The organism is Pseudorhodoplanes sinuspersici (genome assembly GCF_002119765.1).
Lineage (GTDB): Bacteria > Pseudomonadota > Alphaproteobacteria > Rhizobiales > Xanthobacteraceae > Pseudorhodoplanes > Pseudorhodoplanes sinuspersici.
This window is the reverse complement of sequence record NZ_CP021112.1, coordinates 5,818,180-5,832,294: the sequence shown is the minus strand read 5'-3', so window position 1 is coordinate 5,832,294 and position 14,115 is coordinate 5,818,180. Positions and strand designations below refer to the sequence as shown.

The window sequence follows — 14,115 nt, the reverse complement described above, 5'->3', positions numbered from 1 at the left end:
GGCGCTTGCCGACGTTCCGGCGCGCGGCCGCGATTCAATTTTAAGTGTCAGGACCGGCGAAAGGAGAGCGCTACCATCAGCGCCACATTGATGACGGCGAACAGCGCCAGCGCGGCGATGGTCCATTGCGTGCCGAAGCGTTCGATCGACAGCGCCCCGGCGGCCGGCGCCAAGGCCTGCACGATCAGGCTCGGCATCGCGATCTTGCCCATCAGCCGCGGAAACCGCGCCGCGCCGAACAACGTCAGCGGCAGCGTGCCGCGGGCGATCCATGAGATGCCGTAGCCGGCCGCATACAGGACCACCGCAAGCAGGACGATGCTCCAACTGGTCATCAGCATCATGAGGCCGATCGCCATCAGCGAGACCGAGGCGGCGAGTGTCCAGATCGGATGATAACGGCGGCCGAACAGGCTTTCGAAGATGCGCGCGCCGACCTGCGCCGGCCCGAACAAAGTGCCGAGCGCGACGGCGGCGGCAAAGTCCATGCCGCGCGCCTGCAGGAAGATCAGAAGATGCACAACGACGATCGAGCCGATGCCGGCGGCGATCGACAGGATCAGCGCCAGCAGAACCAGAATGGATGTCTCGTGTGCGGCGACTTTCGTTGTCTTGGTCGCAATCTCAGGTGTGGCCGCAGCCGCATCATCCGGCTTCGCGGTCGCGCTCATGGCGTAAAGCTGCAGCGGCAAGGCGATGACGAGATGCAAAGCGGCATAGACAAGGCAGGTCGCGCGCCAGCCGACGCTCTCGACCAGAAAGGCGCTGAGCGGCCAGCAGACGGTCGAAGCGAAACCGCCGAACAAGGTCAGATTGGTGATCGGTCCGCGCGCGGCCTGTCCGTAGAGCTTGCCGAGCGCAGCAAACACCGCGTCGTAAAGTCCCGTTCCCATGCCAAGGCCGACGACGACCCATCCGGCAAGATAATAGGGCAGCGCTGGTGCAAGGCCGATCGCGGCCAGTCCGCATGCGAACAGTATTGAACTCGCGGCGAGGATGGGCCGGCCGCCATGCCGTTCGATCAGCTTGCCGACTTGCGGCGAGATCAGCCCGCCAATCAACAGCCCGATCGACACGCCGCCGACCACCCATGACAAGGGCCAGCCGGTATCGGCGACGATCGGCGCTGCGAGAACGGCCGGAAAATAAAACGACGAGCCCCAGGCGAGAATCTGGACGATGCCAAGACAGACGACTGTAAGGAAGGGACCGCGGGCACCGGCATGCATGCGGGCGAAAATAGACCAACGCTGGGCCCGATTCCAATGCTCCGCGCTTATTGCTCTGACGCGTTTTCGTCATGCGACCCGGCGCCGCGGGCGCTATGAGGATTTGAGCGATGCGTAGCCGCATCCCCGATCAGTTGCCGTGATACACCGGCTTGCGACCCTCCGCCTCAGCAGCTCTTCCTTCGAGGAAATCCTTGGTGCGATAGAGCGCGCTATATTGCTCTTCAAGTTGCGACAGAGCTCCTTCCTCGCCGGAATCGATCGCCGAATGGGCGGACGCCAACGACGCGCCGATCCCCAGTGGCCCACAGGCGGCAATCCTGTTCCCGAGATCGACGGCGCGCTCGAGCGCCGATTGGGCTGTGTCGGCGATCTCCTGAATCGTTCCCATGCGATAGGCCTCTTGGGCCGTCCAATGATCTCCAGTAAGGATGTAGCGCATTGCATTGCCCCAGCCCGCTTCACGAACGAAGCGGATCGTCGCGCCGCCGCCCGGGAAGCGTCCGTGCGTGCACTCGTCTTGACCGAAATTCGTATCCGCGGCGGCGACGCGAACGTCTGCAACGAGAAATAGCTCGTGAGCCATGTTCCAGGTATCGCCGTGTACCGCGACAATGAGCGGTTTTGCCCGATGCGGTTTATGTGTGGCGAGCGGATCCGTCATGCCCGGTCCGCTGATCAGCGGTTTGCCCGTTAGAGCGAGCGCCTTGAAGCCTTCTACATCGATGCCCCGCGAGAAATGATCGCCATGGCCGAACAGGATCGCTGCGCGCAGTGAAGGATCGCGATCGTAGTCGTAATACGCCTTAGCCATCGCCCGGAAGGTCTCTGGATCGATTCTGTTCTGGATGTAGGGACGATTGATTCCGAACAGCGCAAGCTGCCCGCGACGTTCGATCGTCAGCTTTGCGTTCAAGGAAACAGATATTTCTGCCAGAGTTGTAGGTTCGCTTCTGTCTACAGCCTCCTCAGTGGCGATAGTCGCGTCACGGTCCATTGATGGGCTCCCAATGAGTGGTGGTCGTCCATCAGCTCCCGCCGAGGGTGACACGATCACACGATCCCGCCCGCTGTTGACCAAAGTGACATATGTTCATTTGCGGCTTTCACAAATGCACTTTTTTGCTGTCAAAGGCGAAATTTTGCTCTGCATGAAGGGCAGCGGGCAGGGCGAGCACGTCGCGGTGCCTGCCAGCATTCACGATTGGCGCCGGCCTGACGAAGCTGCCTATACTCTGTCCATGCGCCGCGTCCCGATCTGTCTTTTCGTGGCACGTCGCTTGCACGACAACAGACCAGGAGATCGTCTCTATGACTGGCACTGCCGTTTTCGTTCCGGGTGGCTATCGTTATATTCCGGCTGTGTTTCAATACTCGGCCGGTGTCGCCGCCGAAGACGGCTTTGAGCTTGAACGTGTTCGCTTCCTGACGCCCGTTCCGCTCGCGGAAGCGTTCGGCAAGGTCGAGGAGCATCTCACGTCTATCGGCAGACCGTTCACCGCCTTCGCCCATTGTGAACTGCGCTCGCCGTCGCAATTCACCGATCAGGGCTTCATCGATTTCAACAAGCAATATGTGCTGACGCTCGAACGCTGGGGCATCTACAAGGATGGTGTGAACCCGGTGGCTCGGACCAATGTTTGCCCGATGTACGATGAGCCAACTACGCCTTCAATGTTCGCCTTCACCTATACCGTGCCTGCGGCAAAGCCCCGCCGCCGCAGCTTCATGCTGTCGGGCGGCGGCGATGTCCGCGCCGGAACGGAATTATACAAGGACCGCATTGTGCGTTTCGGCGACACCTCTCCCGAGGGATTGCGCGAGAAAGTGGCTTTCGTCATCGCGGAAATGGAGCGCCGGCTCAAGCTTCTCGGATTTGGCTGGCGGGATGCCGTCTCCACACAGGCCTATACCGTGCAGAATATCGGCCATCTTGTCGGCGAGGAGCTTGCGCGGCGCGGGGCAATGACAGGCGGACTGGTGTGGAGCTACGTCCGCCCGCCGGTGATCGGGCTTGAATACGAAATGGATGTACGGGGCGCCGCACGCGAACTCATCATGTGAGGAGCAGACGATGACATCGATCCCGGTTCGGTTTGCGGGGCGCAGGTTCACGCTGGGCTTGGCCACGCTTTTGTCTGTTGCCGGGTTTGTTGCGCCCGCCCTAGCGCAATGGGCACCAACGCAGCCGATCCGCGTGATCATTCCCTATGCGCCCGGCGGCACCTCCGACATCATCGCCCGCACGATGTCCGAGCCCATCAGCCAGCGTCTTGGCCAGCCGCTGCTGATCGACAATCGTGGCGGCGGCGCCACCCAGATCGGCACCAGCGCCGTCGCCAAGTCCGCACCGGACGGACACACCATTCTCCTGGTGGCGAACACGTTCATGATCAATCCGAGCCTGTTCAAGACGCTGCCTTATGACTCGCTGAAGGATCTCACGCCGATCACCTATGCCGGCGTCACGCCGCACACCATCGTCGTCAACAACGATGTCCCAGCCAAGACCCTCAAGGAGCTGCTCGATCTCGCGCGCGCCAAGCCCGGCGCGATCAATTACGGCTCGGTCGGCAACGGCACCTCGTTCCATCTCGGCACCGAGGAACTGAAAAAACTGTCGGGCACCAACATGGTGCATGTGCCGTACAAGGGGATGGGTCAGGTGCTCACCGACGCGATCTCCGGCAACATCCAGATGGCCTTTGCCAACACGCCGAACGCAGCCCCGCTGGTGAAGGACGGCAAGCTGCGCGCCATCGCGGTGGCGCATCCGACGCGGGCCCCGCAACTGCCTGACGTGCAGACCGTGGCCGAACAGGGCTATCCGGGTTTCGAGTCGAATTCCGGCTTTATCTACTTTGCGCCCGGCGGCACGCCGCCGGACGTGCTCGACCGGCTCAACGCCGTCTTTGTCGAGGTGCTCAACCTGCCGGCAGTGAAAGAGGCGCTGACGAAGCAGGGCGTGGAGGTGAAGGCGACAACGCGGGCGCAGACCGCCGATTTCATCGCCAAGGAAATGAAGCGTTACGCAGACGTTGTGGCCTTCTCCGGCGCCAAGGTGGATTGAACGGGTTTGCCGAGAAGACTTACGACAATGCGGTGATCATGAGAATGACGTGCTTCACGATTGCCACGCCTCAGACCACGCCGCCATTCGCGCGCACGATCTGGCCGTTGATCCAGCCGCTGTCCGGCCCGACCAGCAGCGAGACGACGCGCGCGATGTCGTCGACCTCGCCCAAGCGGCCGAGCGGGTTCATCTGCTTGATGCGATCGAGCGTCGCCTGGTCCTTGCCTTCGAGAAAGAGCTCGGTGGCGACCGGTCCGGGTGCGACGGCATTGACGGTGATGCCTCGAGATCCGAGCTCCTTCGCGAGAATATGCGTCAGCGCTTCGACCGCCGCCTTGGTGGCCGCATAGACGGCGTAGGTCGGCTGATAAAGTCCGACGACACTCGTGGAGAAATTCACGATGCGGCCGCCGTCGCGCAGCCGCTTCGCTGCCTCGCGGAGCCCGTTGAACGTGCCCTTGAGGTTGACCGCGATGGTCTGGTCGAAGGCTGCATCATCAAACTGTGCCACGGGTGCCAGCTTCATGATGCCGGCATTGTTCACCAGCACGTCGACCCCGCCATAGGTGGCTTCGGCGGAATCGAACATCCGCTTCACCGCTAGCGGATCGCTGACATCGGCCTGGCAAGAGATGGCGCGACCGCCGGCTCTCTCGATTTCGTCGACCAGCCTGGCGGCGGCGTTGGCGCTGCCTGCGTAGTTGACGATGACCGTGAGGCCATCCCTCGCCAGCCGCCGCGCGATGGCGGCTCCAATGCCGCGAGACGCACCGGTGACGATCGCGACTCTGTTCGCTGATGGAGTCATTGTCGTTGTTCCTTTGTCGTGTTGTTACGTCGCCGCATGGCGCATCGATGGTGGCCGCGTTCGGCGGACATCACTCTTTCGCTCGATAGTTCTCGGGGATCACGAACACCTCGTCGGCGCGTGCATAGCCGCCATCCTTGACCTCCTCGATCAGAACCATGGTGTGCGGGCGAGCGGCCTCCGAAAAATATTCGACAAGCATCGCCGTCGTCCGATGGACGATCTCTTCTTTCTGGGCGCGGCTCAGTGCGGCCTCCGGAATCTTGAAATTGGCAAATGGCATGATCTCTCCTCCTGGTGATTGGTTTGCTCAGGGGCGAAATTAGCCGTTTTGAAATTCAGGGGTAGAAAGCCATTTTCAACATCACCATTTCAAAAAACATAACAATCGGCTACGGGAAGGGTCATGGATCGCATCGACGTCATGCGGCTTTTCGTGAGGATCGTTGAGCGGGGGAGCTTCGCTCAGGCCGCGCGTGACCTGCAGGTCCCGCGTCCCACCGCCACCCATGCGATCCAGCGCCTGGAGGCGGATCTCGGCGTTCGGCTGCTCGAACGGACCACCCGAAATGTGCGGCCGACGCTCGATGGCGCGCTCTACCACGAACGCTGTATTCGGCTTCTCGCGGATCTCGACGAGGTGGAGAACGTGTTCAGGAATGCCGAACCCAGGGGGCCGCTCCGGGTGGATATGCAGGGGACCATCGCACGGTTTTTCGTGCTGCCCGCGCTGCCCGGGTTCATCGCGCGCTATCCCGGGATTTCGCTGAACCTCAGCGAGGGCGACCGGATGGTCGACCTCATCACCGAGGGCGTGGATTGTGTCGTGCGCGCGGGCGAACTCTCCGATTCATCTCTGATCGGTCGCCGCATCACGGTGTTCGAACAACTCACTCTGGCGAGCCCGGCTTATCTCGAGCGCCATGGCGTGCCGTCAACGCCGGACGATCTCGATGGCCATCGGATGGTCGCCTATACCGCCTCGGCGACTGGCCAGCCCTATCCGATGGAGTTCGAGAAGGACGGTCGGGAATGGGAGATCCCCTTGCCTTACGAGGTCATCGTGCGAGGCGCTGAAATCTACACTGCTTCGGGCATGGCGGGGTTGGGGCTGATACAGGTCCCACGCTATCGCGTTGAGCATCAGATCGCTGCCGGACAATTGGTGCCGATCCTGGAAGCCTTTCCACCGCCGCCGATACCGGTGTCGGTGCTCTATCCGCAGAGCCGCCATCTCTCTTCGCGGATCCGGGTGTTTATTGATTGGCTGGCGGAGGTGTTTCAAGCCTCACCGATTAGAGCATGATGGTGTCCGACCCGGATCAAGTCCGGACGGGCGTTTTCGACATTCTGCTGAAATCAAACGATCGGCAATGTCACGCGGATGCAGCTTCCGTGATCGAGCTGCGGCATGACGATGACGTCGCCGCCATGCAGCCGCGCGATCTGGCGCGCGATGGACAGGCCAAGACCCGATCCCTTCGTGTCTCCCGGCAGCCGGTAGAACGGAATGAATACCTGTTCGCGCTCGGCGGCCGGAATGCCGGGGCCGGTATCGAGCACATCGATGAGGGCGTTGCCGCCATCGCGATGCACTCTGGCGCGTACCGGCGGTTCGCCATGGCGCGCGCCGTTGTCGAGAAGATTGCGGATCAACTGGCGCAGCAATCGCGCGTCGCCGTCGATGGTGATGGCCTCGCCCTCGGCCAGCGCGTGTTCGTAACGCGCGGCTTCCTCGGCTGCGAGCGCCAAGAGATCGACACTCTCGCGGGTCGGCAGACTTTTTGCGATGTCGAGGCGACTGGCCAGCAGGATGTCGTCGACGAGCGCGTCCAGCTCGGTGATGTCCTGCTCGAGCGCCGCCTTGTATTTGTCGTCCCGCGTCTGCTGCAGCAATTCGATGCCGAGCCGGATGCGCGAGAGCGGCGTGCGGATTTCATGTGAGGCGTGCGCAAGCAGCAGCCGATGCGCGTTGACAAGCTCTTCGATCCGCGCCGCTGAATGGTTGAAGCTTTCGGCGAGTTGCGCCACCTCGTCACGGCCTTCGACCTTCACGCGCGCGGAAAGGTCGCCGGAGCCCAGCGTCTCGACGCCTTCCTGCAATCGCTCCAGCCGCCGTGTCAGTCCGCGCACCACAGGATAGGCGCAAAGCGCGACCACGATGGCGATGGTGCCGAGAAAGATCAGCAGGCCGATGGCGGGGTGACGATGCCGCGACATCGCACGCGCCACGATCCAGCGTCCGTCCGGCAGCGGAATGCTCCAGGTTGGTCCGCCTGCAACCGGCGACCAGCCCGGCGTGCGGTCGGTCGGCGGCGGTAGCGGCGAACCCGACGAGGCGATGATATTAAGATTGGCGTCGAACAACGACAGATCGAGACGCAGACGCTGCGCGAACAGGTCGATCGATTGCTGCTGCGCCGCGCGTGTCGCGTTGGCCGGCGGCATGGCCGCCGATATCAGTTCGCCGGCGACTTCAAAGCCCTCGCCAAAGGAAGCCGGCCGCGTTCCGAAGCGCCAGATGCCGCCCGCCACCATGACGACGATCAGCAGCGAAACGACGATCGTCAGGTAGATTTTCTGATAGAGCCGCTTCATGCGTGGGTTGTTTCTCGACGCGTTGTTTTCTGGCGTATGATGCTATCCGAAAACCGTTGCGCGCTTTTCGGCATCATGCGCTAATCCTGCGCCTTGGCGAAGACATAGCCTGCGCCGCGCACGGTGATCACCCGCCGCGGCTTTTTCGGATCGTCCTCGATCGCGGCGCGGATGCGCGAGATGTGCACATCGATGGAGCGGTCGAAGGCTTCCAGCGTCTCGCTCTTCAACAGGTTCATGATGGTGTCGCGCGAGAGCACGCGCCCGGCATTTTCCGCAAGCGCCAGCAGCAGTGCGAACTGATAGCTGGTGAGCGGACGTTCCTCGCCATCGAGGCGGACCTGCCGCGCGGCGGTGTCGATCTCCAGCCGGCCGAACCGCATCAGCTCGGTCTTTTTGTCCGATCGTGCGCGGCGCAGGAGCGCCCGCAGACGCGCGAGCAATTCGCGCGGTTCGAAGGGCTTGGGCAGATAATCGTCGGCGCCCATCTCGAGGCCGACCACGCGGTCCATGGCATCGCCGCGCGCGGTCAGCATCAGGATCGGCGTTGCCGATTTTTCCCGGATGCGCCGGCACACGGTCAGGCCGTCGATGTCCGGGAGCATCAGATCGAGAATAAGAATGTCGAAGGGTTCGCGATCATGCATCGCCATGCCGGTCCCGCCGGAGGGGGCAATCGCGGTCTGGAAGCCGGCTTCGCCGAGATAATTGGAAATCATCTCGGCCAGCCGCCGGTCGTCTTCAATGAGCAGGATACGGTCGGTCACGGCGGCATTCTAATACATCAGCAGACAAAGTGGGGTGGGGGCCGTCGAATTCAGGGGACGAATTGAAGGCCCCCACCCAACCCTCCCATCCGGATCAGCGGGCTGAAAGATCCGGACCTGAAACATGGCGAAGCGTGGGTGGATACAACATCGCCCGGAGGGTATTTCGGTGTCGGGAGTCTGTTTCAATTGCGTTGAATCAGACTCCGGCATTCATCCCTTCATTCGAGCATGATCTTTCCGGAAAACCGGGACCACTTCGCTCGAAAAACGCTTTAGCCGTGGCGCCAGCCAGGGCCGCCGGCGCCGAATGGCGGAAAGCGGTCGTTGAGCTTGCGCCGCTGTTCGGGCGACAGAATGTCTGCGGCATCGCCAAGCGCCTGCACGATGCGTTTCGACACCGAGTCGGCGAGAGCAATCTGTTCGGCGCGCAGCTTTTCCATTGCGCCACGATCGATCGTGGTCTGGGTCAGCAATTCACGCGCCTGACGACGTGCGGCCTGCGCCTTGTCGCGGGCCGGGATCACGTCCTTCAGCATGCCGCGCATGATGCCGCGCAGCTTCTCCTGCTGCTCATTATTGGCATCGAGTTCGACGGCAAGATGACGGACCATGCGGTCGGCGCGGTCTTCGATCTGCGCGGGATCGAGCGGTCCGCCCCAATGGCCGCGCATGCCGCCGCCATGCCATCCCATACCGAATGGATTGCTGACGGCCTTGGTCACGGCAGCGCCGGTCAGGCCTGCGGCGACGACGAGCGTTGCGAACAAAAGAGTGCGGCCGCGTTTGGTGCGAGGGGTGGGGACGTGCGGAGCGGGGGACGGCTCCGGACGATCAGCGTTGTGCTGGTCGGTCATTGGGGGTTCTCCTGAAGGTCACTGTGGCTTGCGGCCACGGACGGAAATCTGCAGGAGGCTCGTTTCGGGGGAATGTGCGGAGTGTAAAGTTTTGTAAAGGCGCGGGTTCAGCGTTGTCGCTTCACGGCCGGATTGTCAGGAGGATTTTTGCGGACCGCGTCGAGCACCAGATCACGCAGCCAACGATGTCCGGGATCACCCTCGTAGCGCTTGTGCCAAATCTGGATGAATTCCAGCTCAGGCACTTTCATCGGCAGTGGCACAGGAAACACGGTGAGGTCCGAAGACATCTTGAAAACCGACAGTAGACGCCTGCGGGTGTGAGCAACGAGATCGGTACCACGGATGAGGGACGGCACGCTCAGATAATGCGGGACGGCCACGATGATCCGCCTTGGAATCCCCATTGAATCGAGAATTTCGTCGACCTGAATGCCGGTGTCCCGGTTACGGGCAACGGTGACATGCGGAGAATCCAGATAGGCTTCCAATTCCATCCGCCCGTTTTTCAGCCGCTTGTTTCGTTTGTCGGCGACACAGATCAGAGTGTCGCGATACAGCTCACGGCTGCGGAACTCCTTCGGCACATGCGGGAAGACTCCGATCGCCAAATCGATGTCATCGTCGGCAATGCGGCGGCAGGATTCCTGTGGTCCTGATGTGCTGATCACGAAGTCGATGTTGGGGGCTTCGCGCCGCACCCGGCTGACAATCAACGGCAGCGCTTCGACGCTCATCGCGTCGCTCATCGACAGGCGGAATGTGCGTGATGTCGTTGCCGGATCGAACACGGTTCCCGTGCTGACCATCGACCGGATATCCGCGAGCACCGATTGAATTCCCGGATGGAGTGACAGAGCGTGTCCGGTTGGCTGCATGCCATGCGGGCCGCGTGTCAGAATCTCGTCCTTGAACAGATGACGCAGGCGCTTCAGCGCATGACTGACCGCCGGCTGGGTTACGCCCAGTTTTCCGGCAGCGCGCGATACGCTGCGCTCGGTGACAAGCGCGTCAAAGGCAACAAGAAGATTGAGATCGACCGCATTCAAGTTCATCGGCAGGCCCGAGCATATAAATGAGATTCATATATAAATGAATATAACGAAATTGCATTTATATGAGAAGCCAATATCACTGGTGCTGAATGGACGACGGGCCGTCCGCGTCCCCAAAAAACGAAATGTGGGAGGTTGCAATGACCACCATCGGCCATCGCCGCTATGTCGCGGTCCTGTTGCCTTTCGACAAATCCTTCAAGATCGATGAGCAGGCCTATCGTCGCTATGTGCGTTATTTCGCCGACGATCCGCGCTTTGCGCGTGAAGGCGGTCTTTGCATCAATCCGGAAGCCGGCGAGATCTTCTATCTCTCGCGCGAGGAAAAGCGCCGCGTGCTGGAGATCGCGATGGAGGAGGCGCACGGCAAACTTCCGATCATCGCCGGCACCTGGGCGCTGACCACCGATGAAACCGTTGCGACCGCCAGGGACTGCAAGGCTCTCGGTGTCGATGGCATTTTCGTCACCCCGCCCGGCGGCGCCCAAGATGTCACCTCTTGCTGGGATGCGGACGGCTATCCGGAAATCTGGCTCGATCAGATCATCGCGCAGGATCGCGCGGTCGATCTTCCCATTGTCACGCACCCGGTCGGCGGCGCCAAGCCACCGTTCTATCCCGGTCTGCCGCTGGCCGCGACATTGCGCATCTGCCGTGAGGTGAAAAACGTCGTCGGCTGGAAGATGACCTATATGTATGACGGGTTCCGCATCATAGCGAAGGAACTGCGCGGCCTTGATCGCCCTGTCGCCGTGATGGGTGCTCTCGCGTCGCGTTTCCACGAATACAAGGCGACGGGAATGTTCGACGGCACATTGAGCGGCTTCTGGACCTTTGCCAAGGAGCCCATGCTCGATCATCTCGATGCATGGGACGCACGCGACATCGACAAGGCCTGCGCGATCTGGAACGGCGGATTATGTGAGTTGCACGAATACATTGCCGACATGGGACGGCTGCATATCCGTTATAAGACAGCGACCTGGCTGCGCGGCCTGATCCCCAATCCGTTCATGCGCGCGCCGATGCCGAAGCCGAAGCAGGAAGAGATCGACACGATCTACCGGCTTTTGAAGAACCTCAATCTTGATGTGATCGAGATGAAGGAGACGCGCGTCGCGGCGTGAGACCGCTGCCCTTCTGCGACATAACCCGGCCGAACAAGGCCGGGACGTAAAAACCAAACCAGGGAGACAAACATGATGAGAGCGTATTTCGCCCTTGCATGCATTCTGGGCGCATTCGCGTTCGAGAGTGCCGGCGCGCAGACTTATCCGAGCCAGCCCGTGCGTATCGTTGTGCCGTTCGCCGCTGGCGGGGCAGTCGATAGCGTCGCGCGCATCGTCGGGCAGAAGATGTCCGAATCGTTCGGCCAGCCGGTCGTGATCGAGAACAAGCCGGGGGCCGGCGGAAATCTGGCGGCAGAGACCGTCGCCCGCGCCGCGCCCGATGGCTATACCATTCTGCTGACCACGAATGGCCATGCCATCAGCCCTTCACTTTATCGCATGCTGCCATTCGATGTGATGAAGGACTTCATTCCGGTGACTCAACTCATCGAGTCTCCGTTGCTGCTGATCGCCTCCAACAAGCTGTCGGTCGATTCGTTGAAAGACCTGGTTGCCCTGGCGAAGCAAAAGCCCGGCAGTTTAAACTACGGTTCGACCGGCGTGGGCAACCCGTTGCATCTTTCAATGGAGATGCTCAAGAACGCAACGAATATGAACATCGCGGCAGTGCCCTATCGCGGTGATGCGCCATTGAATACAGCCCTCATTGCGGGCGAAGTCGATATCGCCATCGTGCCGGTTGCTACAGGACGGGCGAATGTCGAAAACAAACTGGTCAAGGGCTTGGCCGTGACGACGGCACAGCGATCCAAAGCCATGCCGGATCTTCCGACCATAGCGGAGCAGGGCGTTTCCGGGTTCGATACCGGCAGCTGGCAGGGGTTCTTTGTGCCAGCCAATACGCCACGCGACATTGTGCAGCGTATTTATCAGGAAACGAAGAAGGCGCTCAGCGCTCCCGATGTGCGCGAGCGGCTGAAGGCCTTTGTGGCGGAGCCCGTTGCGAATGAACCGGAAGTTTTCGCGCAGAAGTTCAAGGATGATGTTGCGAAATACGCGAAGATCGTGAAGGACTCAAACATCCCGATGCAGAACTAGCGCGTTTTCGAGCGAAGTGGTGTCGCCTTCGCAGGCCATAGCCGGCTTTGTCCAGCGACGGCCGGTTCGCGTGAGGAAAACGCATCAAAACAAGAAGCTGGAGCCTCGGCGTTGTTCCATCAAAGCCGAAAAGCGCTCCAGCGAACTTGCGCGAGCGATGCCGCGACGCGGTGAACGACATTCCGCTTACAGCCCCGCCTCGATCGCCCGCAGCAGCTTGAACCGCATCGAACCGTCATTGCTCTTGAGCGAGATCACGAAACGCACGCGTCCGTGGCTCTTGGTGTCGGCATAGCCCGCGAGCGTGCTGACCCCGTCCATGGTGCCGGTCTTGTTCATGCCGCCGTCATGACCGCGGAGGAGATTGGCGTGAGGTGCAAACAGCGCCAGCACTTTGGCGAGGCCGCGGGCGGTGAAGCGGTTGTTGCGGCTGATGCCGGAGCCCTCTTCGAGATGGATGTCGGCCGAGAGGCCGTGCGCGGCGAGCATCTCGTTCGCGACTTTCAGCGACTTTTCGAGGCTGGCCGGCCCGCCGAAGCGGTGTGCACCGATTTCAAGAAAGACCTGATTGGAGATGTAGTTGTTCGAGACCTTGAGCAACTCGACGAGGATTTTCGAGAGCGGCCGCGACTGCCGGTGAATGTAGACCGGCTTCAGATCTTCAGGCACGGCGTCGGTCGAGATGCCGCCCTTCACGCTGCCGCCGGCGCGTTCGATGAACGCTGCGATCAGTTCGCCGGCATATTGCAAACTCACTGCCGGATCCTGGGTCAGGCTGATGCGGCCTTTCCCTTTGGGGCCGCGCTGGAGGAATTCTTTGATCGCAAGAGGCGTGATCGGCGTTTGCTTTTCGGCGGAGCGCACCGTGTCGCCTTTGCGCACGGCATTGACGGTGTTGAAATTCACCGCCAGCGCCGAGTTCAGCGCGTTGTAGGCTTCGCCGGTCTCCTCGATGCCGGGGATGCGCAGGTCCGAAGGATAATAGCTCGCGTCCAGCACGATGCCGGTGATCGGCTTCTTGCCGATGACTGCGACCAGCTTCTTTGCGATCTGGGCCAGCTCCTCCGAAATCAGGAATGGATCGCCGCCGCCGCGAATGTAAAGCATGCGCTTGTCGTCGAGGTAGAAGCGGGTCTCGAAGCGATAGTCGCCGCCAAGGACCTCCATCGCCAGCCAGGCGGTCACGATCTTCGTCACGGAAGCCGGGATGAAAGGTTCATCCGCGTTCTGGGCCACCAGCTCGTTGTTCCTGGCGTCCATCACCAGCACCACCGCCTGCGGCGCAAGGGACGCGACTTTCTCGCTGACCTCCTTGACGCCGGCGAACGCGGTGGCGGGGAAGAGGAGCAAAGCGAGGGCGAGCAAAGCAAACTTCATACGTGACCTACTTATTTTGATGCGTGATCTACTTGGTGTGTCGCCCCGCGAAATTGATTTTTGTCGTCCCCGCGAAAGCGGGGACCCATAGCCACCGCTCTGGAATATAGGTCCTCGCCTGCGCGAGGACGACCGCTTTTATTTATGGAAAAAACTAGACAACCCGCCTCAGGCCGTCTTCCG

At 61.2% G+C, this 14,115-nt stretch carries 14 protein-coding genes; 5 read left to right on the top strand and 9 right to left on the bottom strand.

Annotated elements, in window-relative coordinates:
* Positions 1-47: 47 nt before the first annotated feature.
* Positions 48-1,229: an MFS transporter gene (locus CAK95_RS28295; RefSeq protein WP_086091001.1), complete on the bottom strand. Its 1,182-nt coding sequence runs from the start codon at positions 1,227-1,229 to the stop codon at positions 48-50.
* 130 nt (positions 1,230-1,359) lie between these two features.
* Complete coding sequence (locus CAK95_RS28290) at positions 1,360-2,226, bottom strand: enoyl-CoA hydratase-related protein (protein ID WP_086091000.1); 867 nt, start codon at positions 2,224-2,226, stop codon at positions 1,360-1,362.
* 314 nt (positions 2,227-2,540) lie between these two features.
* Between CAK95_RS28290 and cnbZ the strand changes: the two genes are divergently transcribed.
* Entirely contained in the window at positions 2,541-3,293 is a 753-nt protein-coding gene (gene cnbZ, locus CAK95_RS28280; RefSeq protein ID WP_086090998.1) for a 2-amino-5-chloromuconate deaminase CnbZ, read from the top strand.
* Positions 3,294-3,303: 10 nt separating this feature from the next.
* On the top strand, positions 3,304-4,299 hold the full coding sequence (locus tag CAK95_RS28275) for a Bug family tripartite tricarboxylate transporter substrate binding protein (RefSeq protein WP_157699785.1): 996 nt from the start codon (positions 3,304-3,306) through the stop codon (positions 4,297-4,299).
* A 70-nt stretch (positions 4,300-4,369) separates the two neighbouring features.
* Here CAK95_RS28275 and CAK95_RS28270 read toward each other — a convergent pair whose 3' ends face one another.
* Both CAK95_RS28270 and CAK95_RS28265 read right to left on the bottom strand, forming a co-directional pair.
* A complete protein-coding gene (locus CAK95_RS28270) occupies positions 4,370-5,110 on the bottom strand; it encodes an SDR family oxidoreductase (protein ID WP_086090996.1) in 741 nt (246 codons plus the stop codon).
* A 70-nt stretch (positions 5,111-5,180) separates the two neighbouring features.
* Positions 5,181-5,393 carry a tautomerase family protein gene (locus CAK95_RS28265; protein WP_086090995.1) on the bottom strand — a complete coding sequence of 71 codons (213 nt, stop codon included), beginning with the start codon at positions 5,391-5,393 and terminating at the stop codon, positions 5,181-5,183.
* 123 nt (positions 5,394-5,516) lie between these two features.
* Here CAK95_RS28265 and CAK95_RS28260 point away from each other — a divergent pair, with 123 nt between their 5' ends.
* Entirely contained in the window at positions 5,517-6,416 is a 900-nt protein-coding gene (locus CAK95_RS28260; RefSeq protein WP_086090994.1) for a LysR family transcriptional regulator, read from the top strand.
* 53 nt (positions 6,417-6,469) lie between these two features.
* Here CAK95_RS28260 and CAK95_RS28255 read toward each other — a convergent pair whose 3' ends face one another.
* The 4 genes from CAK95_RS28255 to CAK95_RS28240 all read right to left on the bottom strand — a co-directional run bounded on the left by CAK95_RS28255 (position 6,470) and on the right by CAK95_RS28240 (position 10,387).
* Entirely contained in the window at positions 6,470-7,708 is a 1,239-nt protein-coding gene (locus CAK95_RS28255) for a sensor histidine kinase (RefSeq protein ID WP_086090993.1), read from the bottom strand.
* An 80-nt stretch (positions 7,709-7,788) separates the two neighbouring features.
* Positions 7,789-8,475 carry a response regulator gene (locus CAK95_RS28250; RefSeq protein WP_086090992.1) on the bottom strand — a complete coding sequence of 229 codons (687 nt, stop codon included), beginning with the start codon at positions 8,473-8,475 and terminating at the stop codon, positions 7,789-7,791.
* A 275-nt stretch (positions 8,476-8,750) separates the two neighbouring features.
* A complete protein-coding gene (locus CAK95_RS28245) occupies positions 8,751-9,332 on the bottom strand; it encodes a Spy/CpxP family protein refolding chaperone (RefSeq protein ID WP_086090991.1) in 582 nt (193 codons plus the stop codon).
* A 107-nt stretch (positions 9,333-9,439) separates the two neighbouring features.
* Positions 9,440-10,387, bottom strand: a complete 948-nt coding sequence (locus tag CAK95_RS28240; protein WP_086090990.1) for a LysR family transcriptional regulator — start codon at positions 10,385-10,387, stop codon at positions 9,440-9,442.
* Between the two features lie 140 nt (positions 10,388-10,527).
* On the opposite strand from CAK95_RS28240, the gene CAK95_RS28235 reads away from it, so the two are divergent.
* Both CAK95_RS28235 and CAK95_RS28230 read left to right on the top strand, forming a co-directional pair.
* Positions 10,528-11,514, top strand: coding sequence for a dihydrodipicolinate synthase family protein (locus CAK95_RS28235; RefSeq protein ID WP_198343777.1), 987 nt, complete (start codon positions 10,528-10,530; stop codon positions 11,512-11,514).
* A gap of 72 nt (positions 11,515-11,586) precedes the next feature.
* Positions 11,587-12,555 (top strand): Bug family tripartite tricarboxylate transporter substrate binding protein, encoded by a 969-nt coding sequence (locus tag CAK95_RS28230; protein ID WP_086090989.1) that lies wholly within the window; start codon positions 11,587-11,589, stop codon positions 12,553-12,555.
* A 186-nt stretch (positions 12,556-12,741) separates the two neighbouring features.
* On the opposite strand, the gene CAK95_RS28225 is transcribed toward CAK95_RS28230, so the two are convergent.
* Positions 12,742-13,932, bottom strand: a complete 1,191-nt coding sequence (locus CAK95_RS28225; RefSeq protein WP_086090988.1) for a D-alanyl-D-alanine carboxypeptidase/D-alanyl-D-alanine-endopeptidase — start codon at positions 13,930-13,932, stop codon at positions 12,742-12,744.
* Positions 13,933-14,115: the final 183 nt, after the last annotated feature.

Excerpts from the sequence above, each read along its gene's own strand:
- CAK95_RS28290 (WP_086091000.1), bottom strand. The coding sequence starts at position 2,226 with ATGGACCGTGACGCGACTATCGCCACTGAGGAGGCTGTAGACAGAAGC.
- CAK95_RS28260 (WP_086090994.1), top strand. The coding sequence starts at position 5,517 with ATGGATCGCATCGACGTCATGCGGCTTTTCGTGAGGATCGTTGAGCGG.
- CAK95_RS28235 (WP_198343777.1), top strand. The coding sequence starts at position 10,528 with ATGACCACCATCGGCCATCGCCGCTATGTCGCGGTCCTGTTGCCTTTC.
- CAK95_RS28275 (WP_157699785.1), top strand. The coding sequence starts at position 3,304 with ATGACATCGATCCCGGTTCGGTTTGCGGGGCGCAGGTTCACGCTGGGC.
- CAK95_RS28230 (WP_086090989.1), top strand. The coding sequence starts at position 11,587 with ATGATGAGAGCGTATTTCGCCCTTGCATGCATTCTGGGCGCATTCGCG.
- cnbZ (WP_086090998.1), top strand. The coding sequence starts at position 2,541 with ATGACTGGCACTGCCGTTTTCGTTCCGGGTGGCTATCGTTATATTCCG.
- CAK95_RS28270 (WP_086090996.1), bottom strand. The coding sequence starts at position 5,110 with ATGACTCCATCAGCGAACAGAGTCGCGATCGTCACCGGTGCGTCTCGC.
- CAK95_RS28225 (WP_086090988.1), bottom strand. The coding sequence starts at position 13,932 with ATGAAGTTTGCTTTGCTCGCCCTCGCTTTGCTCCTCTTCCCCGCCACC.
- CAK95_RS28245 (WP_086090991.1), bottom strand. The coding sequence starts at position 9,332 with ATGACCGACCAGCACAACGCTGATCGTCCGGAGCCGTCCCCCGCTCCG.
- CAK95_RS28240 (WP_086090990.1), bottom strand. The coding sequence starts at position 10,387 with ATGAACTTGAATGCGGTCGATCTCAATCTTCTTGTTGCCTTTGACGCG.
- CAK95_RS28265 (WP_086090995.1), bottom strand. The coding sequence starts at position 5,393 with ATGCCATTTGCCAATTTCAAGATTCCGGAGGCCGCACTGAGCCGCGCC.
- CAK95_RS28255 (WP_086090993.1), bottom strand. The coding sequence starts at position 7,708 with ATGAAGCGGCTCTATCAGAAAATCTACCTGACGATCGTCGTTTCGCTG.
- CAK95_RS28295 (WP_086091001.1), bottom strand. The coding sequence starts at position 1,229 with ATGCATGCCGGTGCCCGCGGTCCCTTCCTTACAGTCGTCTGTCTTGGC.